General features: G+C 61.8%; 22 protein-coding genes. 11 read left to right on the plus strand and 11 right to left on the minus strand.

Annotation, left to right across the window (positions count from 1 at the left end):
* Positions 1-5: 5 nt before the first annotated feature.
* The gene (gene ccoS / locus AC5SSZ_RS01220) at positions 6-164 is read left to right on the plus strand and encodes a cbb3-type cytochrome oxidase assembly protein CcoS (RefSeq protein ID WP_065271273.1); all 159 of its coding nucleotides are present in this window, start codon (positions 6-8) and stop codon (positions 162-164) included.
* Between the two features lie 104 nt (positions 165-268).
* Here ccoS and AC5SSZ_RS01225 read toward each other — a convergent pair whose 3' ends face one another.
* Both AC5SSZ_RS01225 and AC5SSZ_RS01230 read right to left on the minus strand, forming a co-directional pair.
* Entirely contained in the window at positions 269-1,819 is a 1,551-nt protein-coding gene (locus AC5SSZ_RS01225) for a serine hydrolase (RefSeq protein ID WP_274829713.1), read from the minus strand.
* Positions 1,820-2,125: 306 nt separating this feature from the next.
* Positions 2,126-2,839 (minus strand): HAD family hydrolase, encoded by a 714-nt coding sequence (locus AC5SSZ_RS01230; protein WP_495438309.1) that lies wholly within the window; start codon positions 2,837-2,839, stop codon positions 2,126-2,128.
* A gap of 86 nt (positions 2,840-2,925) precedes the next feature.
* Here AC5SSZ_RS01230 and clpS point away from each other — a divergent pair, with 86 nt between their 5' ends.
* The 5 genes from clpS to AC5SSZ_RS01255 all read left to right on the plus strand — a co-directional run bounded on the left by clpS (position 2,926) and on the right by AC5SSZ_RS01255 (position 7,068).
* Positions 2,926-3,267 (plus strand): ATP-dependent Clp protease adapter ClpS, encoded by a 342-nt coding sequence (clpS, locus tag AC5SSZ_RS01235; protein ID WP_065271271.1) that lies wholly within the window; start codon positions 2,926-2,928, stop codon positions 3,265-3,267.
* A 12-nt stretch (positions 3,268-3,279) separates the two neighbouring features.
* The gene (locus AC5SSZ_RS01240; protein ID WP_495436336.1) at positions 3,280-4,275 is read left to right on the plus strand and encodes a class I SAM-dependent methyltransferase; all 996 of its coding nucleotides are present in this window, start codon (positions 3,280-3,282) and stop codon (positions 4,273-4,275) included.
* Between the two features lie 101 nt (positions 4,276-4,376).
* Complete coding sequence (locus tag AC5SSZ_RS01245) at positions 4,377-5,180, plus strand: SDR family NAD(P)-dependent oxidoreductase (protein ID WP_065271269.1); 804 nt, start codon at positions 4,377-4,379, stop codon at positions 5,178-5,180.
* A 66-nt stretch (positions 5,181-5,246) separates the two neighbouring features.
* Positions 5,247-6,140: an oxygen-dependent coproporphyrinogen oxidase gene (hemF, locus tag AC5SSZ_RS01250; RefSeq protein WP_495436339.1), complete on the plus strand. Its 894-nt coding sequence runs from the start codon at positions 5,247-5,249 to the stop codon at positions 6,138-6,140.
* Positions 6,141-6,255: 115 nt separating this feature from the next.
* Positions 6,256-7,068, plus strand: coding sequence for a glycoside hydrolase family 25 protein (locus AC5SSZ_RS01255; protein ID WP_495436342.1), 813 nt, complete (start codon positions 6,256-6,258; stop codon positions 7,066-7,068).
* A 9-nt stretch (positions 7,069-7,077) separates the two neighbouring features.
* On the opposite strand, the gene AC5SSZ_RS01260 is transcribed toward AC5SSZ_RS01255, so the two are convergent.
* The gene (locus AC5SSZ_RS01260) at positions 7,078-8,022 is read right to left on the minus strand and encodes a fatty acid desaturase family protein (protein ID WP_065271267.1); all 945 of its coding nucleotides are present in this window, start codon (positions 8,020-8,022) and stop codon (positions 7,078-7,080) included.
* Positions 8,023-8,107: 85 nt separating this feature from the next.
* Positions 8,108-9,067 (minus strand): hydroxymethylbilane synthase, encoded by a 960-nt coding sequence (hemC, locus tag AC5SSZ_RS01265; RefSeq protein WP_495436344.1) that lies wholly within the window; start codon positions 9,065-9,067, stop codon positions 8,108-8,110.
* A gap of 111 nt (positions 9,068-9,178) precedes the next feature.
* Here hemC and hemE point away from each other — a divergent pair, with 111 nt between their 5' ends.
* Together hemE and AC5SSZ_RS01275 are read left to right on the plus strand one after the other, a co-directional pair.
* Positions 9,179-10,213 carry a uroporphyrinogen decarboxylase gene (gene hemE, locus AC5SSZ_RS01270; protein ID WP_495436347.1) on the plus strand — a complete coding sequence of 345 codons (1,035 nt, stop codon included), beginning with the start codon at positions 9,179-9,181 and terminating at the stop codon, positions 10,211-10,213.
* A gap of 41 nt (positions 10,214-10,254) precedes the next feature.
* Positions 10,255-10,419, plus strand: a complete 165-nt coding sequence (locus tag AC5SSZ_RS01275; RefSeq protein ID WP_165832675.1) for a hypothetical protein — start codon at positions 10,255-10,257, stop codon at positions 10,417-10,419.
* 16 nt (positions 10,420-10,435) lie between these two features.
* Here the strand turns inward: AC5SSZ_RS01275 and AC5SSZ_RS01280 are convergent, their stop codons facing one another.
* The 6 genes from AC5SSZ_RS01280 to AC5SSZ_RS01305 all read right to left on the minus strand — a co-directional run bounded on the left by AC5SSZ_RS01280 (position 10,436) and on the right by AC5SSZ_RS01305 (position 15,657).
* The gene (locus tag AC5SSZ_RS01280; RefSeq protein ID WP_495436349.1) at positions 10,436-11,593 is read right to left on the minus strand and encodes an acyl-CoA dehydrogenase family protein; all 1,158 of its coding nucleotides are present in this window, start codon (positions 11,591-11,593) and stop codon (positions 10,436-10,438) included.
* Between the two features lie 4 nt (positions 11,594-11,597).
* A complete protein-coding gene (locus AC5SSZ_RS01285; protein WP_495436351.1) occupies positions 11,598-12,689 on the minus strand; it encodes a CaiB/BaiF CoA transferase family protein in 1,092 nt (363 codons plus the stop codon).
* A gap of 74 nt (positions 12,690-12,763) precedes the next feature.
* A complete protein-coding gene (locus AC5SSZ_RS01290; RefSeq protein WP_495436353.1) occupies positions 12,764-13,591 on the minus strand; it encodes an SDR family NAD(P)-dependent oxidoreductase in 828 nt (275 codons plus the stop codon).
* Between the two features lie 20 nt (positions 13,592-13,611).
* Positions 13,612-14,022: a MaoC family dehydratase gene (locus AC5SSZ_RS01295; RefSeq protein WP_495436355.1), complete on the minus strand. Its 411-nt coding sequence runs from the start codon at positions 14,020-14,022 to the stop codon at positions 13,612-13,614.
* On the minus strand, positions 14,019-14,465 hold the full coding sequence (locus tag AC5SSZ_RS01300; protein WP_495436358.1) for a MaoC family dehydratase N-terminal domain-containing protein: 447 nt from the start codon (positions 14,463-14,465) through the stop codon (positions 14,019-14,021). The genes AC5SSZ_RS01295 and AC5SSZ_RS01300 overlap by 4 nt, the downstream gene beginning before the upstream one ends.
* Before the next feature lie 7 nt (positions 14,466-14,472).
* Positions 14,473-15,657: a lipid-transfer protein gene (locus AC5SSZ_RS01305; protein ID WP_495436360.1), complete on the minus strand. Its 1,185-nt coding sequence runs from the start codon at positions 15,655-15,657 to the stop codon at positions 14,473-14,475.
* A 152-nt stretch (positions 15,658-15,809) separates the two neighbouring features.
* Between AC5SSZ_RS01305 and AC5SSZ_RS01310 the strand changes: the two genes are divergently transcribed.
* Complete coding sequence (locus AC5SSZ_RS01310) at positions 15,810-16,442, plus strand: TetR/AcrR family transcriptional regulator (protein WP_065271258.1); 633 nt, start codon at positions 15,810-15,812, stop codon at positions 16,440-16,442.
* Between the two features lie 6 nt (positions 16,443-16,448).
* On the opposite strand, the gene AC5SSZ_RS01315 is transcribed toward AC5SSZ_RS01310, so the two are convergent.
* A complete protein-coding gene (locus AC5SSZ_RS01315) occupies positions 16,449-17,309 on the minus strand; it encodes a helix-turn-helix domain-containing protein (protein WP_495436362.1) in 861 nt (286 codons plus the stop codon).
* A gap of 93 nt (positions 17,310-17,402) precedes the next feature.
* Here AC5SSZ_RS01315 and pobA point away from each other — a divergent pair, with 93 nt between their 5' ends.
* Together pobA and AC5SSZ_RS01325 are read left to right on the plus strand one after the other, a co-directional pair.
* On the plus strand, positions 17,403-18,584 hold the full coding sequence (gene pobA, locus AC5SSZ_RS01320) for a 4-hydroxybenzoate 3-monooxygenase (RefSeq protein WP_495436364.1): 1,182 nt from the start codon (positions 17,403-17,405) through the stop codon (positions 18,582-18,584).
* 56 nt (positions 18,585-18,640) lie between these two features.
* Complete coding sequence (locus AC5SSZ_RS01325) at positions 18,641-19,516, plus strand: crotonase/enoyl-CoA hydratase family protein (RefSeq protein WP_495436367.1); 876 nt, start codon at positions 18,641-18,643, stop codon at positions 19,514-19,516.
* The last annotated feature ends 63 nt before the right edge of the window (positions 19,517-19,579 follow it).

The raw sequence follows: 19,579 nt of genomic DNA on the forward strand, positions 1-19,579 counted from the left end.
GCAAGATGAGCGTCCTGTCCTATCTGATCCCAATTTCGCTGATCCTAGGCGGCGCGGCGCTTGTCGCCTTTATCTACACCGTGCGGTCGAACCAGTATGACGATCCCGAAGGCGATGCTCGGCGCATCCTGAGCGATGAATGGGATGATCACCCGAAACCCTGACCCTTGGCGCTGTGCTGGATCACGCAAAAGAAAAGGCCCCGTCGTCCGGGGCCTTTGTCGTTTCTGGTGGTCTGGTGCCTTGTCCCTTGCATGGGGCAAGGGGGTCAGGAGGCGGGTCCCAATGTATCGCAGGTCACGTTGCGGGCCTGTAGGCGCCGACAAGCCAGTTCCGCGCTTTCCTTGCTCATGCCAAGGAAGTTGGCTTCAAACCCCAATCTGGATTTGGACACCTTGCGCAGCGAGCCATTGAGCGTTTCCATTTCCGACAGGGCCGTGCGCAGCAGGACCTTTTCCGCTTCATACCGGTTGGTGTAGCGGCCCACGTTGATACCCCAATAGCGCCCCCCGGAGGTCGAAAGACGGGTGACAACAACCGGTTCCGGCTCGGCGGCGGTCTCTGCCTTTGCCAATCTGGCCGGGCGGGCGACGGGGCGCAGCCCTTTGAAGAAGGTCTTCACAGCCGCGCCAACGGTCGGTTTCTCGGCAGAGGCGGGAACCACTTTGGCTTCGGTGATTGCGGCTTCGACGCTGGCCTGCAGGATCTCGGGGTCGAGCTTGGGCGTCGATGCCACGGTATCCGCAGCGGTTTCTTCTGTGGCCTGGCTGGCTTCGGCGACCAGCACCGGCGCTGTATCTTCGGCAGGCTCGGTTGCGGGGCGCAGACGCGGACGCAGGCTGGTCTGGACCCGGCCGCTGACGCGGATGGTCTTGCCTGCGGCACCATCAGCCACCTGGATGTTCTGGTTGCCCACATAGGCGGGCATCGCCGGTTTGCGCAGTTTCGCGTGCGCCGGGGCACGGCGGAAGCCGAGGTCCAAAAGCTCTGCGACCTTGGCGTTGCGCGAGGTCGAGGATTTACCGCCGAACACGGTAGCGATCACTCGCTCGTTGCCGCGCTTGGCCGAAGCCACGAGGTTGAAACCGGCGGCGCGTGTATAACCCGTCTTGATCCCGTCAGCGCCCTTGTAGGCCGCCAGAAGGCGGCGGTTTGTGTTGGGCACGACGCGCACGCCGGCGTCGGTGGAGGTGCGCGAAAACAGATTATAATACTCAGGGTAGTCATAAAGCATGTGACGTCCCAGGGTGGTCATGTCCCGGGCGGTGGACATATGGCCGCTTTCGGTCAGACCGTGGGCGTTCTTGAAGGTCGTGCGGGACATGCCAAGCGCCTTTGCGGTGCGGGTCATGCGGCGGGCAAAGGCGGCTTCGGATCCGGCCAGAGTTTCTCCGATGGCGGTCGCGGCGTCATTGGCTGATTTCACTGCGGCGGCACGGATCAGATATCGAAATGCGATGCGCTGCCCCGAGCGAAGTCCGAGCTTGGAGGGCGGCTCGGAGGCAGCGTTGCTGCTGATGCGAACCTTGGTATCCAGCGAGATTTCACCGTTCCGGACTGCTTCAAACGCGATGTAGAGCGTCATCATCTTGGTAAGCGAGGCCGGGTGCAGGCGTGTGTCGGCGTTGCGCGAGTGCAGCACCTCGCCGGTCCGGGCATCCACGACCATTGCCGCATAGGGGGCAGCGGTTGCCTGGGTAGGCGGAAGGCCCACCAACGCGACTGTTAGAACAACACCCAAGGCCCAAGCCATCTGCCGGGCGAATGCCCGCAGGGCGTGGGTCAGCGGAATACACCTGACCTGCACGATATCTGCCATTTTCTGCCTCTCGCCGCCGGTTTTCCGGCTGACTGTTCTACTTCTTTAACAAAACGGTAGCATGTGATGGCGCTGGAATAAACCATTTCCGTGACCGGTTCTGCGGCTGCGGCAGGTACATATACCGACATGTTGTAGCGGCTTTGAGTGCGTTGCCTAGATGTGCGTTTGGTTAAAAAAGTGTTGACCAAAAAGGTGGAAAATTGGGCGTCTGGCCCGCTTTGCAGCGCTGAAAAATCAGTCTAGGCGATGCGTTTCGGCAACAGGTTTTTGGCGCGTCGAGCTGTGTGGCTTGCGGGTTGAGTTCTATCCGATTTCCCGGATCAGATCCTGAAGGCAGCCAAGGTCCGAAATCTCGTGATACCGAGGGTGCCGCTCAGGTGCCTCGGCGTGCTCAACCTCCCAGATCAGCCCGTGCGGCACATAGGTGCCCCAGCCTCCGGCCTTGATCATCGGTACCACGTCCGAGCGCATGGAGTTTCCCACCATCATTGCCTGTGCCGCACCCGTCCCGTGCCGCTCGAAGATATCGTGGTAGATCGGGGCGGTTTTTTCCGAAACGATCTCGACCCCATCGAACAGATCGCCCAGCCCCGATTGTGCCAGCTTGCGCTCCTGATCCAGAAGGTCACCTTTTGTAATCAATATGATACGGTAGTCACCAGCCAGTTTCTCGATAGCCTCACGGGCATGGGGCAGCAGGTCGATCGGATAGGACAGCATCATCTGTCCGGCGACGATCAGCTCTTTGATGACGCTGGCCGGGACCTGTGATTCGGTGACATCTATGGCGGTTTCGATCATCGACAGGGTGAAGCCCTTCACGCCGTAGCCATAGCGTCCGAGGTTGCGCTTTTCCGCCTCCAGCAGCCGCGCGGCTAGCGCATCGGGACCCATGTCCTGCGGCGTATGATCCTGCAACAACTCGGCAAAACGCTCTTGCGTGACACGAAAAAAACGCTCGTTGTGCCAGAGGGTGTCATCGGCATCAAAACCGATTGTCGTCAAATTGCGTGTCAGTGAGGCCATACACTCTCTTTTCCTGCGCGGTCAAAACGCTATATATGCGATGAAACCAATCCAAGCACGACCGGAATAGAGACGCTATGCTGCTTCAGCCAGTGATGATGACGGACAACTCGGACGACGATAGCGATCTTGGTGTCCTGACCAAGACCCGGCCGAAAACCCAGCGACCGCCGCGTTACAAGGTTCTGCTGCTCAACGATGACTACACCCCGATGGAATTCGTGGTCATGGTGCTGGAACGGTTCTTTGGCATGACACACGCGCAGGCGTTTGAAATCATGCTGACCGTGCACAAAAAAGGTCTGGCCGTGGTTGGCGTCTTCAGCCACGAGATCGCCGAGACAAAGGTCGCGCAGGTGATGGATTTTGCCCGTCGCCATCAGCATCCGCTGCAATGCACCATGGAAAAAGAAGACTAAAGAGGTTCCGCTATGTCCGTTCGCCTGTCGCTCGCTCTTGAGACGGGCGGCTTTGCGGTGCCTGCAGAGGGCCGTATCGCCGTTTTCCACCCGCGCGCGGAGCACGATCTGTCGTGCCTGCCAAAGGATCAGCTGGTGCTGATCCAGCCGATGCGCGGTGAATACGATGCCTTTGCCGCGCAAGGGTACGATTGTCGCCCCGAATTGCCGGATGACATGCGGTTTGCCGCTGCCGTGGTGTTCCTGTCCCGCGCCAAGGCGCAGTCGCGGATGGCGGTGGCGCAGGCTTCGGCCCTGACGGACGGGCCGGTGCTGGTAGATGGGGCCAAGACGGACGGGATCGATTCCATCCTGAAGGAACTGCGCAAACGCATGTCCCCGTCCGAACCGGTGTCCAAGGCGCATGGCAAGGTCTTCTGGTTCGATGGCGGCGGTGATGCGCTCACTGACTGGTTGCCACCCGCAGGCGGCGTTGACGTGGAAGGCTTCGTGACCGTGCCGGGGGTGTTTTCCGCTGACGGAATCGATCCGGCCTCGAAACTACTGGTCGACGCCCTGCCTGCAAAACTTGGCCGTGCCGTTGCCGATCTCGGCGCAGGCTGGGGGTATCTATCCCGGCAAATGCTGAGCTACCCTGAAATCGAAGAGCTACACCTGGTCGAGGCCAATCATGACGCGCTGTCCTGCGCGCGGCGCAACGTTGCCGATGACCGGGCGCAGTTCCACTGGGCCGATGTGCGCAATTGGAAGGCGCCGGGGCAGATGAACGCAGTGGTGATGAACCCGCCGTTTCACAGCGGCCGCAGCGCTGAGCCGGAGCTGGGGAAGGCCTTCATTTCCCGCGCTGCCGAGATGCTGACCGCTTCGGGCCATCTGTGGATGGTTGCGAACCGGCATCTGCCCTATGAGATCACCCTGTCAGAGCGGTTTGCCGCGGTCGAGGAAGCCGCAGGCGACAATCGGTTCAAGGTTCTGCACGCTAGCCGCCCCAAGCGGCAGCGGCGTTAGGGCGGTAAGGTCACCCAGTATTGCAGGTTTTCAAACGGAATGGTCCGGTCTAGGCTCCGGCTCAGTTTTCACTACGCGACGCAACATTCTGGAGTGCCCGAATGTCCTTTTCGATTTCCGGCAAAACTGCCATCGTGACCGGCGCCTCAAGCGGGATTGGTCTGGCCATTGGCAAGCAGTTCGCGGATGCCGGTGCCAATGTGATGTTTGCCGATACCAACGAGGCGGCCCTGATCGCCGAACTGGGAGAGCAGGCCGACGAAAGCAACATCCGCTACTTCGCCGGGGATCTGCGCGAAAGGCTGACCATCGCCAATCTGTTGTCGGCGACCATCGATGCCTTCGAAGACGTGGATATCCTCGTTAACGGCGCCCGTCAGGTGGTGCCGAGTGATCCGCTGGACCCGAAGGACGAGTCGCTGGAACTGCTGCTGACCGAGAACCTGTTGCCGACACTGCGTCTATCGCAGCAGGCGGCGCGGCGGATGATCAAGCAGGGCGAGGGGCGCGAGCCGGGCGCTGCGCGCGGGGCCATCATCAACCTGTCGTCGATCGCGGCGCGGCGGACCCACCCCGATCTGATGGCCTATTCGGTGGCTTCGGCGGCGCTGGATCAGCTGACCCGGTCGCTCTCTGTCTCTTATGCGCCGCACGGGGTCCGGGTGAATTCCATTGCCTTTGGCTCGGTGATGAGCGCGTCGCTTAGGGGCACGCTCAAGGACAACCGCGCCTATCGTCAGGATATCGAAGATCACACACCGCTGGGCCGCATCGCCGCACCGACCGAGCTGACCGAAACGGCGCAGTTCCTTGCCTCGGACGCGGCCAGTTTCATGACGGGCCAGATCGTGACGGTCGATGGTGGTCGCACGCTGCTGGATTCCGTTGCCGCTCCTGTTCACTGATGAATGCCGGGGCCTGCCTGCGCTCACGCAGCGCGGCGTCCCACAAGTACCGAAAGACGCTCTGAGATGACTGCAGAAATGAAAGACGAAAAAGCCCGCGCCGCCGCCTGGTTCCGCACCCTGCGCGATGAGATCGTCGCGGCCTTCGAGGCGCTTGAGGCGAGCCATGACACCGGCCCCTTCTCTGATCAGGCGCCGGGCCGGTTCGAGGTGAGCGAGACAAAGCGCACCGCGGATGATGGATCGGACGCGGGCGGCGGGCTGATGAGCGTGATGCGGGGCGGCCGTGTCTTTGAAAAGGTCGGCGTCAATATCTCCGAAGTCTACGGCACGCTGGGCGAGCGGGCGCAGAACGCCATGGCGGCGCGCAAGGGCATTCCGGGCATGAAGGACGATCCGCGGTTCTGGGCCTCGGGCATCTCGCTGGTTGCCCATATGCAGAACCCGCACGTGCCTGCGGTTCACATGAACACCCGCATGTTCTGGACACCGCATGCCTGGTGGTTTGGCGGGGGCTCGGACCTCAACCCTTGCATCGAGTATGCCGAGGATACCGCCCATTTTCATGCGCAGCAGAAACAGCATCTCGACCCGCATGGCACCGATCTCTATCCGCGTCTGAAGGAATGGGCGGATGAGTATTTCTACATCCCGCACCGCCACCGGGCGCGGGGGGTTGGTGGCATCTTCATGGATGATCGTTGCACCGGTGACTGGGAGGCGGATTTCGCTCTGACCCAGGACATTGGCCGCGCCTTCCTGCCAGCCTATCTGCCGCTGGTGGAAAAACGCCGGGTTCAGTCCTTTGATGACAAGGACAAGGAGGCGCAGCTGGTGCATCGTGGCCTCTATGCCGAGTATAATCTGGTCTATGACCGGGGGACCAAATTTGGTCTGGAAACCGGGCATGATGCCAATGCGGTTCTGATGAGCCTGCCACCGCTGGCCAAATGGGTCTGAGCGGCGCAGCAAACTGGCTCCGGGCATATCGGTTTCTGCGAAAAAATCCGAGGATGTAGTCCGCGCGGGCCAGAGGCGGGGCAAAAGACTGTGTTTGTTTGTGTGCGGAGAGATGATGCGGTTCTTTTTGATGTCGGCCCTTTGCCTTATGGCACTGGCTGCTTGCGGCACCCGGCCCGAGCCGGAGCGCCCGGCGCCGACCCAGCTTCCGTCCGATGCACAGCTGGCCCGGCTGGTGACCTATCCCCGGTTCGAGGACAGCGATCCTCATTCCTGGGAGGGACGCACGCCCTACTCCTATGCCATTCACGGGATTGATGTGTCGCGCTGGCAGGGCGACATTGACTGGGACACGGCCAAGGCGGCAGGCGTCTCCTTTGCCTATCTCAAGGCGACCGAGGGCGGGGATCTGCTGGATCCGAAGTTCGGCGACAACTGGCACGGCGCTGCACGGGCAGGGGTGCCGCGCGGGGCCTATCACTATTTCTACTTCTGTCGCCCTGCGCGGGAGCAGGCGCGGTGGTTCATCCACAACGTGCCGCGTGATGCAAAGGCGCTGCCCCATGTTCTGGATATGGAGTGGAACCACCACTCAAAGACCTGCAGGCATCGCCCCGATGGTGCGCATATCCGCTCTGAGGCGCGTAAGTTTCTGGATATTCTGGAGACCCACTATGGCCGCCGCCCGGTCATCTACACCACGGTGGATTTCTTTGCCGAAACCGGCATCGGTCGGCTGCACGGCACTGAGTTCTGGCTGCGTTCCGTCGCCGGGCATCCGCGCCAGACCTATCCCAGCGCCTTCTGGCGGCTCTGGCAATACACCGGCACCGGGCGGGTGCCGGGGATCGATGGCGACGTGGACCTCAATGTGTTCCACGACAGTCCCGAAAGCTGGTTGCGCTGGTCCGGCCAGCTGGAACAGTAGGGCGCAGGATCAGGCTCGCCGCCAGCCTGCCTCGGCCAAGGCCTGACCATACCCTTTCGCGATGCGCATCTGCTCCCCCAGCCCCTTTTTCAGCAACAGGGCGTGCATGCGTCTGAGCTGCCAGCAGGGAACGTGCATTACCATGTGATGCTCCAGATGGTAGTTCACCCAATAGGGCGCCACCAGAAGCCGGGCGAGCGGGCCTGCGCGGGTGGTGCGCACGTTCTGCAGCGGGTTTTCGGATTGCTCGGTCGCGCCGTGCTCGGCGATGTTGCGCACCCGCAGCACGAACTGGAACCAAGTGAGATAGGGCAGCAGCCAGAAGGCAAGCCCCCACCACCAGTCGCCAATTAGACTGATGAGCAGGGCAATGCCGAAAAATACCGGCAGTGCCCCCCAAAGGCGCGGCGCCTTGAAGCTTTGGGCGAAATCGGAGTTCGCTGCCTTGATCGCGTCGTCATCTCCGGCCAACTGCAGGGACATGGCGATCTGGCCCAAAAGCTGTTTGATGCCGGTCTGCCCGGTTAGATCGCGGGTGAACTTGCGCCGCAGCGAGGCGCGGGAGGTGGGGAATTTCGACGACAGGACCAGATCGGGGTCCTTGTCCGTCTGGGTGAACCGGTGATGGGTCAGATGGTAATGCCGATAGGCGCCCAGATCCGCCAGAATGGGGCGACCGCAGAGCCAGTCCCCGGCAAGCTCATTCCAGCGGCGGGTCTTGAACAGCGCGTTATGGGCGGCCTCGTGCATCAGGATCGCCAGCCCCAGCTGGCGCGAGCCGATCACCATCACGGCGAGTACAAAGGTCAGAACATTGGGCCAGAGCGCGAAGAGCGCGATCGCCAGGGCAATCGTGCCCCAGCAGTGCAGTAGCAACCACAGTCCCATAGGATCCGATCGTTCCGCCAAAGGGCGAATTTCGTCAGAGCTGAGATATGTTTTTCCCGGTGTCATGCGTGTAGTCCTCCCAAGCCTCAGGCTTCCAGCAGAAGCGCAAACAGGTCAAGAAAACCGTGGCGTCAGGTCCGGGGCGGGGCGGTCAGCCGCGCCAGTCGAAGAAACCTTCCCCGGCCTGCTCCAGCAGTTTTGCCGCCATTTCACGGCCCAGCTCCGGTCCGTCCTCGATCGCGCAGGTCTGCGCATCCTGAAGGGCTTCGGAGCCATCGGGACGCAGCACTTCGCCGCGCAGGCGCAGGGTGGTGCCATCAAGCTCCGCAAGGCCCGCGATGGGCGTTTCGCAAGACCCGTCCAGCGCGGCCAGAAAGGCGCGTTCGGCGGCCAGACGCTGTGCGGTGACCCCATCGTGGATGGCCGCCAGCATATCACCGGCGCGGCTGTCGTCTGCGCGCCGTTCGATGCCAATGGCGCCCTGCGCCACGGCGGGCAGCATGTCGTCCGTGTCGATGCCGGTTGCGGGCACGTTCTCCATCGCCAGACGATTCAGCCCGGCCATCGCCAGGAAGGTGCATTCGGCCACGCCGTCGTCGAGTTTCTTCAGGCGGGTCTGCACGTTGCCGCGGAACTCCACCACTTTCAGATCGGGGCGGCGGTTCAGCAATTGCGCGCGGCGGCGCAGCGAGGAGGTGCCCACGACAGAGCCCGGCGCCAGTTCGGTGATCGAGGACAGGCTGGGCGAGATGAAAGCATCGCGCACGTCTTCGCGCGGCAGATAGCAATCCAGCAGCAGACCCACAGGCTGCGCCACTGGCATGTCCTTCATCGAATGCACCGCTATGTCGATGGCACCGGTCAGCATCGCCTCTTCGATTTCCTTGGTGAACAGGCCCTTGTTGCCGATTTCCTTCAGCGGGCGGTCCGCCGCGATCAGCGCCTGATTGTCACCGGTGGTTTTGATGACGACGATCTCGAAGGCCTCCTGCGGCAGATCGAACGCGGCGGCCAGACGGTCGCGCGTCTCATGGGCCTGAGCCAGGGCCAGCGGCGATCCACGGGTGCCGATCTTCAGGGGCGAAGCGGGGGAGGGCAGGTTCTGTGTCATGTCAGAACCTTTATTCGCGACATTATGCCGTGACAAGCATCGGCCTCACCACCCTTGACAATTTGCCGCTCAGCCTAGACCTCAGTACCCAAGAGAGAAGCGAGGGATCCCATGGCCGAACAGAAGAAACTGCTGCGCGCATTGGCAGGCGAAAAACAGCATGTGCCGCCGATCTGGATGATGCGCCAGGCGGGCCGCTATCTGCCGGAATACCGTGCGACGCGGGCTCAGGCCGGGGATTTCCTGTCGCTGTGCTACAATTCCGAACTGGCGGCCGAGGTCACCCTGCAACCGATCCGCCGCTATGGGTTTGATGCGGCGATCCTGTTTGCCGATATCCTGTTGGTGCCGCAGGCGCTGGGCGCGGATCTGTGGTTCGTCACCGGCGAAGGGCCGCGCCTGTCGACCATCACCACAGATGCGGATTTTGCCAAGCTTGGCCCGGTCAGCGACATCCACGAGACGCTGAACCCGATCTACGACACCTTGCGCATTTTGAAACAGGAATTGCCCAGCGAGACGGCTCTCATTGGGTTTGCCGGGGCGCCCTGGACCGTGGCGACCTATATGATCGCCGGACGCGGCACCCCGGATCAGGGGCCTGCCCATGCGTTGAAGGCAGAAAACCGTCCGCTGTTCGAGGCGCTTCTGACCCGCATCACCGAGGCGACCATCGATTACCTGTCGAAACAGATCGAGGCGGGCGCCGAAGTGGTGAAGATCTTCGACAGCTGGGCCGGATCGCTGAAAGGCGAGGATTTCCAGAAGTACGCGCTGGAGCCCTGCCGCCAGATCACCGCGGCGCTGAAAGAGCGTCATCCCGGTATTCCCGTCATTGGATTCCCGCGTGAGGCGGGCGACAAGTACATAGGTTTTGCCAAGGCAACAGGTGTCGATTGCGTAGCGGTGGATAATTCGGTGACCCCGGAATGGGTCGCCGAACATGTGCAGGTCGATGGTTGCGTGCAGGGCAACCTTGCCTCGCGTCACATGGTGACCGGTGGTCAGGATCTGATCGATGATACCCGCCGCATCGTCAACGCCCTGCGCGGCGGCCCGCATATCTTCAACCTTGGCCACGGGATCACCCCGGATGCCGACCCGGACAATGTCCAGCTGATGATCGATACGGTCCGCGAAGCCTGATCGTGCGTCGCGTTCAGCCAATCAATATGTGAGCGAGAGTAATGGATTACAGCAAGCAAGGCGGCCAGAAACCGGGCCGCAACGAACCCCGCCACAGCGAGCATAACGCCAAGGGCACCGACAAGAACCCCTACAGCAAGCGCGAAACCAAGGCAGAGTTGCTGGCCCGCATGAAGAAGGCCGCAGCCGCCCAGAAGGACGGCTGAGCCGCGCCGTTCGGCCTTATTCGGTCAGGGTGCGGGCAATCAGCTCTTTCATGATCTCGTTCGACCCGCCGTAGATCTTTTGCACGCGGGCATCGGCGTACATATTGGCGATTGGGTACTCCAGCATGTAACCGTAGCCGCCGTGCAGCTGCAGGCATTCGTCCACCACATCGCATTGCATCTGGGTGACCCACCATTTCGCCATTGACGCGGTAGTGGCGTCCAGCTCTCCGCGCAGGTGCTTGGCGACGCAGTCATCCAGGAACACGCGGGCGATATGGGCAATGGTCTTGGCCTCGGCCAGCTTGAATCGGGTGTTCTGCATCTCGATCAGCGCCTGACCAAAGGCACGCCGCTCTGACGTGTAGGCGATGGTATCCTCCAGCGCCTTCTCGATCACGGCGGCGGCGCCAAGGGCGATCACCAGCCGTTCCTGTGGCAGCGCCTTCATCAACTGATAGAACCCCTGTCCCTCGACCCCGCCAAGCAGATTCTCGGGCGGCACGCGCACCTCGTCAAAGAACAGCTCTGATGTGTCCTGACTCTTGAGGCCCAGTTTCTCGAGGTTGCGACCCCGTGCAAAGCCTTCGGCGCCCTCGGTTTCCACCACCAGAAGCGAGATCCCCTTGGCGCCCTGCGTGGTATCGGTCTTGCAAACAACGATGATCAGATCCGCCTGCTGACCATTGGTGATGAAGGTTTTGGAGCCGTTCAGCACGTAATCGTTGCCGTCGCGCAGGGCGTTTGTCTTGATGTTCTGCAGGTCCGACCCGGTGCCGGGTTCGGTCATGGCGATGGCGCAGACCATTTCGCCGCTGGCCATCTTGGGCAGCCAGCGTTGTTTTTGATCTTCGGTGCCGTAATCAAGGATGTAGCCCGCGCAGATCTGGCTGTGCACCGAGTTGCCAAAGCCGGAAAATCCGGCGGCGCGGAACTGTTCGGTGGTTATCACCGCCTCATGGCGGAAATCGCCGCCCATGCCGCCGTATTCCTCGGGAACGCTCGCACAGAGAAGGCCAAATTCACCGGCCTTGTTCCAGAACTCCCGGTCGATATGGCCTTGTTTCTGCCAGCGTTCTTCATGCGGGGTCATTTCGGCGGTGAAGAAGCTGCGGCAGCTGTCCTGCAGCATGGCCAGTTCATCCGTCATCCAGGGAGAGACATGCGCTGTCATGGGATCAGTCCTTCTTTCGGCCCAGTTCGGCCAGAATTTCTTTTGCGTGTTGTCCGCGAACGGGGCTTTCGGGCGGGGTCCAGTCGCCCGCATCAGAGAACCGCGGGGCAGGGGCGGCCTGAAGCGCGCCATGCGCCTCCACCCAGGTTCTGCGCGCGTTCATCGGGTGGGTCAGCGCCTCGCCGGGGCTGAGAACAGGCGCGACGCAGGCATCGGTGCCCTCAAAAATACCTGCCCAGTGATCGCGGGGCTGGCTAGCAAAGATCCCGGCCAGACGCCCGGTCAGCGCGGGCCAGAGTGATTTGTCAAACTGACGCTGGAAATCGGCATCCTCCGCAAGATCCAGCAATGACAGGAACTGGGCGTAAAACTTCGGCTCAAGACATTGCACCGACATGAAGCCACCATCGGCGCAGGCGTAGGTGCGGCTCCAGTGCGGGCCATCAAGCAGGTTCTGTCCGCGCGTGTCGCCAAAGTTCCCCGCCTGACGGATGCTCATCAGGAGGTTCATCATATGGGCCGAGCCGTCATAGATCGCCGCATCGACCACGCAGCCTTCGCCGCTGGTGCGGGCGCGCAGGATTCCGGCGAGCATACCCGCCACCAGATACATGGCGCCGCCGCCGATGTCGCCCACCAGCGTGGCTGGTGTCAGCGGCGCATCGCCGGGATTTGACCCGTACCAAAGCGCGCCGGACAGGGAGATGTAGTTGAGGTCATGCCCCGCGGCATGGGACAGGGTACTGTCCTGTCCCCAGCCGGTCATACGGCCAAAGACGAGGGCCGGGTTCACCGCATGGCAGGCCTCGGGGCCGATGCCGAGTTTTTCCATCACGCCGGGGCGGAAGCCTTCGATCAGACCGTCGGCACTTTCCACCAGCGCCATGAAGGTCTCGATATCGGCAGGGTCTTTCAGGTCCAGCTCGATCGATCGCTTGCCACGATCCAGAACCGAGCGTTCCGGCATGCCGGGGGTGACGCCGCCGCCCTTGCGGTGGATACAGATCACATCGGCGCCCATATCGGCCAGTGTCATCGCGGCAAAGGGGCCGGGGCCGAGGCCTTCGACCTCGATGATGCGGGTGCCTTCCAGCATTTATGTCGTCTCCCGTAGTAACACCCGCCCCGGTGTGGGGCGGGCCTGTGCGCTGTTTCTGAGTGTCGCGTGGGTCAGGTGCCGGACAGGCCACCGCCCACGATTAGGGTCTGGCCCGAGACGTAGTTGCTTTCGGGGATGCAGAAGAGGTAGACGCCGCCCGCCGCCTCTTCGGGCGTGCCCGCACGGCCCACGGGGATCATCATCTCCATGCCCTGCACCAGTTTCTTGGGGATGCCGATGCCGATCTTGTTGCCTTCGACCTCGATCGATTTTTTTTCGTCCGTGGCCTCGGTCAGGCGGGTGGAGATCATGCCAAAGGCCACCGCGTTGACGTTGACCTTGAAGCGGCCCCATTCCTTGGCCATCGTCTTGGTCAGGCCGATGACGCCGGATTTCGCGGCGGAATAGTTCGCCTGTCCGGGATTGCCACCGGTGCCCGAAATCGACGAGATATTTACCACCTTGCGGAAAACCTCGCGTCCTTCGGCGGCCTCATCCGCAGCCGCTTGGGTGATAAAGGGCGACGCTGCGCGCAGGATCTGGAAGGGCGCCTTCAGGTGTACATCGATCATGGCGTCGAACTGTTCATCACTCATCTTGCCGATGAAGCTGTCCCAGGTGTAGCCGGCGTTGTTGACGATGATGTCGATGTCGCCGAACTTGTCGATCCCGGCCTGGATAAAATCATCGGCAAAGCCTGCCGCCGTGACGGAACCGGGAATGGCCAGCGCCTTGCGGCCCATGGCTTCGATCTCGGCGACGACGGCGTTTGCGGGGTCCGCGTCCAGATCGTTCAGCACCACATTGGCGCCGTCCTCGGCCAGTTTCAGCGCGATGGAACGGCCGATACCGCGTCCGGCGCCAGTGACATAGGCGGTCTTGCCTGCAAGTTTGCTCATATCTTCAGTGTCCTTTGTCGTTATGGCAGCTCAATCAGGGCGGTCCCGGCCAGTTTGACCTCACCGTTCTGATCGGCGGCCTCAATCTCAAGCGCCACCAGATTGCCGTCGCGTTTCTCCACCACCTTGCCGGTGCAGGTGATCACCGCGTGAACCTGGGTGATCGCCACGAAGCGGGTGGTGAATTCGCGCAAGGCCGATTGCGGCACCCATCCCGTCAGCAGGCGGCCCAGATAGGCCATGTTCAGCATGCCATGGGCAAAAACATCCGGCATGCCTGCGCGTTTGGCGAAATCGATGTCGATATGGATCGGGTTGTGATCGCCCGAGGCGCCGGCAAACAACGCCAGCGTGGTGCGGGTGATCTCTTCGGTGGTGAGGGGCGGCAGCGCGTCGCCCACCTCGATCTCTGCATAGGTTGGCATGGTCATTGCGGATGCCTCACGATTACGGTGCGGGTCATGCTGCCTGCGTCTTCGCCGAGCTGGTTGGTGGCCGAGGTTTTCAGATGCATGAACTCCATGGCGCCGCCTTTCTTGGCGTAGATGTCAGTGACCTTGCTCACCAGGGTAATGGTATCCCCGGCGCAGATCGGCGCGCCATAGGTAAAGGCCTGCTCACCATGAAGGACCTTTGCGATGTCGATCTTCAAGAGCGTGATGAAATAGAACGGATCTTCGCGGTCCAGATCGAGCGAGAACAGATAGGTGGGCGGCGCCAGCAGTCCGCGATAGCCCGCCGCCTTCGCGGCCTCCTCATCCAGATAGACGCGGTCGCTCTGGCCGGTAGCGCGGGCAAAATCCCGCAACCGGCCTTTCTCCACCGTGACCGCATAAGGATTGGTCACGTGGCCGATGTAAGAGGTGTCGATCATCGCCGCCTCACTGCGCCTGATACATGGTGACGACGCAGGCGCCGCCAAGGCCGAGGTTGTGCTGCAGCGCCGTGCGGGCGCCTACGACCTGCGTGCTGCCTGCGGTGCCGCGCAGCTGGCGGGTCAGCTCGTAACATTGCGCAAGGCCGGTCGCGCCAAGGGGATGTCCCTTGGACAAAAGCCCGCCCGAGGGGTTGGTCACGTATTTGCCGCCATAGGTGTTGTCGCCATCGGCGATGAACTTGGATGCGCCGCCTTCGGGGCAGAGGCCAAGGCCTTCGTAAGTGATCATCTCGTTATGGGCGAAACAGTCGTGCAGTTCGACCACGTCGACGTCTTCGATGCCGATGCCGGTTTGCTCCTGCACCTGTTTCGAGGCGGCTGCCGTCATGTCGTAGCCGACGACCTTCATCATGTCGTGGGCGTCAAAGGTGCTGGCGTAATCGGTGGTCATCGCCTGGCCCGCGATGCGCACGTTGGTGTTCAGCCCGTGTTTCTTGGCATAGGCCTCGCTGACCACGACCGCCGCCGCCGCGCCGCAGGTGGGCGGGCAGGCCATGAGGCGGGTCATCACGCCTTCCCAGATGGTGGGGCTTTCCAGCACATCCTCGGGCGACAGCTCATTTCGGAACAGGGCCAGCGGGTTGTTCACCGCATGGCGGCTGGCCTTGGCGCGGATGCGCGCGAGGTCCAGCATGGAAGAGCCGTATTTCTCCATGTGCGACTTGCCCGCACCGCCGAAATAGCGCAGCGCCAACGGGATCTCGGGCTGGCCGACCAGATCGTCGGTTTCCGCATCGAAGGCGTCAAAGGGGCTGGGCCGGTCATCCCAGTGCGAGGTCAGTGCGCCGGGTTTCATATGTTCAAAGCCAAGCGCCAGCGCCACATCGACAACACCCGATTCCACCGCCTGGCGCGCCATGAACAGGGCGGTCGATCCGGTCGAGCAGTTGTTGTTGACGTTCATCACCGGAATTCCGGTCATGCCAACCTTGTAGAGCGCCGCCTGGCCACAGGTGCTGTCCCCATAGACATAGCCCGCATAGGCCTGCTGCACGGCGTCATAGGGCAGGCCCGCGTCCTGCAGCGCATCGCGCACGGCGGCAGCGCCCATTTCGGTATAGGGTTCATTCTGGCCGGGTTTGGCGAATTTGGTCATACCCACCCCGGCAACCATCACATGTGCAGACATTGGCTCTCTCCCTTGCGCGAGTCGGAATTACACTTCCGGGTTACTTTCGGTTCGGGCTGGGCAAACTGTCAAGAAGAGTGTAACTGATGAGTGTAATTACCGGGCGTCAATAGGTCAGACCTCGCATGGGGTGGGCCGGGGGAAGAACGGCGATGGGCAATAAAACCTGGACGAAAACGGCAGACAGCCGCAGTGCGCAGCGCGAGATCAAACGCCGCGCAGTGCTGATGGCCGGTGCGCGTCTGTTCAACGATCAGGGTTATGAGCAGACCTCGCTTGAGGATATCGCCGCCGCGCTCAACATCACCAAGCGCACGATCTACTATTATGTGCAAAGCAAGGAGGACATCCTGTTCGGTTGCCACCAGCTGAGCCTGGAATTCCTGGGCGAGGTGATGGAGATCAGCCGCGATGACAGTCTGCCAGTGGCAGAGCGGATTTCGCGACTGATCCGCGGCTATTGCGAGTGGGTGTCCACCGATCTTGGTGCCAGCCTAGCCATGGTGCGGGCGCACAGCCTGTCGCCCGAGCGGCGCGAGGCCCTGCACGAGGGTAAGGCGCGGGTGGATTTTCAGCTGCGGATGCTGATTGAGAAGGGTATTCGCGAAGGCGTCATCCGCCATTGCGATCCGCGTCTTGTGGCGGCCGGGGTGTTTGGCGCGCTGAACTGGATCCCTTTCTGGAACCGCACTGACCGGCCGGTTCCCCACGAGGAAATCGCCGAACAGTATCTTGCAATGATCCTGAATGGTTTGCTGCCAGGCGCCGGGGGCAGCAAGCGTTGATCGGTGTCAGGCGCTGTCGCCCAATTGTTTGCGAAAGGCGCGCGGCGGCATGCCGGTACCCTTGGTGAAGACGCGGCTGAAATGGGCGGGATCGCTGAACCCAAGATCATAGGCGATCTGCGCCGCGCTGAGCGACGTGTAGAGCAGCATCCGCCGGGCTTCGCGCAGCATGCGCTCATTCACCAGATGCGATGCGGACTGGCCCGTGACCTGATGCACGATCCGGTTCAGATGAGTTGGGGAGACGGCGAGATCGCAGGCATACTCCGCCAGCGGGCGGCGGCTGCGGAAATGTTGTTCCACAAGGGTTTCAAATCGGGAAAAGATTGGGTTGCCAGCATTCTGACGGTCGCCGCCCTCAGCTGTGTGAATATGGCGGGCGACAAGGGCGGTCAGGGTTCCGGCGAGCGAACGCAGCAGCTGCGCGCGGGCAAAATTCTGGCCGTGGTATTCCTGATAAAGCGTTTCGGCCATGCTGCGCAGGTCGGGCGGCAGCGGCAAAACGCAGGCATGATCCAGCGGGCCGCGCACGCCTTCGCCGCTGCGGATGCAATGATCAACAAGGTCTGAGGGCAGGGTGACAACCCAGCCGCTGGTCTCTGGTTCGAACGTGTAACCGTGAACAACCCCGCGCGGTATATTGACGAAACAGGGGGCGGGCAGGGTATGGGCGCCGCCGTCCAGATCCACCACGCCGCCGCCACTGGTCATGAACAGAACCTGATGCAGCCGGGCGTGCCGGTGCGGTGACAGCTGCCAATCATGCTGCTCGGAGCGGGAGCGGATCGTCTCCACATGCAGCACGTCCGCCAGTTCATCGGTTTCCCCGAACAGGTTGTAGCTGCGGATCTGAAGGGCGCTGGTCATGTGCGAAATGTACAAGAACTTGCGCGCATGGTCCATTCGCAAAACCCGGACCCCGCGTCATATTGCCCGTCACCATGAAACGGAGACGCGCTTATGACCGTGCAGAAAACCCAAGTCGCAATCATCGGAGGCGGTCCTTCGGGCCTGCTGTTGTCGCAGCTGTTGCACCGCAAGGGGATCGATAGCATCGTACTGGAACGGCAATCCCGCGACTATGTGTTGGGCCGGATCCGGGCAGGTGTGCTGGAGCATGGTTTCGTCAATCTAATGCGTGAGGCGGGCTGCGGAGAGCGGATGGATGCCGAAGGCGAGGTGCACGAAGGTTTCTATATCGCCCACCAGGGGCGCAGCGATCGTATCGATCTGGAAAAATACGCAGATGGTGCCACGGTTATGGTCTATGGCCAGACCGAGGTGACGCGCGATCTATACGCCGCCCGCGATGCCATGGACGGGGTCGTCATTCACGAGGCCGCCAATGTGCAGCCGCATGATCTGAAGTCCGAAAGCCCCTATGTTACCTACGAAAAAGACGGATCCGAGCACCGAATTGACTGCGATTTCATCGTCGGCGCCGACGGGTTCCACGGGGTCAGCCGCAAATCTATTCCCGGCGATGTGCTGAAGGAATACGAAAAGGTCTATCCCTTCGGATGGCTGGGCATTCTGTCGGAAACCAAGCCCGTCTCGCCCGAGCTGATCTATGCCCGTCACGAGCGTGGCTTTGCGCTTTGCTCGATGCGGAGTCAGGTGCTGAGCCGCTATTACATTCAGGTGCCACTGACGGATAAGCCCGAGGACTGGTCGGATGATGCTTTCTGGGCAGAGCTGAAGCGTCGCCTGCCTGAGGATGTGGCCGCTGGGCTGGAAACCGGCCCGTCGGTCGAGAAATCCATCGCGCCGCTGCGCAGTTTCGTGGCCGAGCCGATGCGCTATGGAAATCTGTTCCTGGCCGGGGATGCCGCGCATATTGTGCCGCCCACCGGGGCCAAGGGGCTGAATTCGGCGGCGTCGGATATCTACTATCTCTACCATGGCTTTATGGATCACTACCTCAATGGCGACAGTGCCGGGCTGGATGGCTACTCGGAAAAGGCACTGGCCCGGGTCTGGAAGGCAGAGCGGTTCAGCTGGTGGATGACCAACCTGTTGCATCTCTTCCCAGATGCGCAGGAAGTGGATCAGCGCCTGCAATGTACCGACCTTGATTACCTGTTCTCTTCGGATGCGGCGCAGGCTTCGCTCGCCGAAAATTATGTGGGTCTGCCCTACTGACGTCGCGTTCGCACGGCTAGGTCTTAGCCTCCGGGCGTGCTTTCCTCCCTCGGGAAATGAGGGAGGAAGAGATGACGACAGTTGCCTATGAAAAAGACGGTCGGATCGCGCGCATCACGTTGAACCGGCCGGAGACCATGAACGCCATCGATGATCAGATGCCGCGGGATCTGGCGGAGGCAGTGGCGCGGGCAGATGCGGATCCGGGCGTGCACGTCATGGTGCTCTCCGGCGCCGGAGAGGCGTTTTGCGCTGGCTATGATCTGACCTTTTATGCTGAGGGAAACGGGTCGGGTGAGGCCACCCAGCCGATGCCATGGGACCCCATCAAGGACTACCGGTTCATGTGGGAAAACACCCAGCATTTCATGTCGATGTGGCGTGCGGTGAAGCCTGTGGTCTGCAAGGTACACGGTTTTGCGGTGGCGGGCGGATCGGATATCGCGCTGTGCGCGGATATGACGATCATGGCCGAGGATGCGCAGATCGGATACATGCCCGCGCGCGTCTGGGGCTGCCCGACCACGGCAATGTGGGTCTATCGCCTTGGCGCTGAGCGAGCCAAGCGGATGCTGTTCACCGGTGACAAGATTTCGGGGCGCGAGGCAGCCGATATGGGGCTGGTGCTGAAGGCGGTGCCTGCAGAGCAGCTGGACGATGCGGTAGAGGAGATGGCGGCCCGCATGGCCACGGTTCCGATCAACCAACTGGCTATGCAGAAAATGGTGATCAACCAGGCGATCGAGCAGACCGGTTTGATGCAGACCCAGCGGCTGGCGACGGTATTCGACGGCATCACCCGCCATTCGCCAGAAGGCATCGCCTTCAAGGAACGTTCTGAGGAAAAGGGTTGGAAGCAGGCGGTCCGGGAACGCGACGAAGGCACATACGACTGGACCCGGCAGGAGGAAATTCCGAAGGGCAACCGGTAACGGCCGGGCGCCATGCCCTCGGGGGGGGGCACGGCGCGGCGGCGCAATAGAGTGTGGTTTGGC

The organism is Phaeobacter sp. CC-HEC084 (assembly GCF_059429255.1).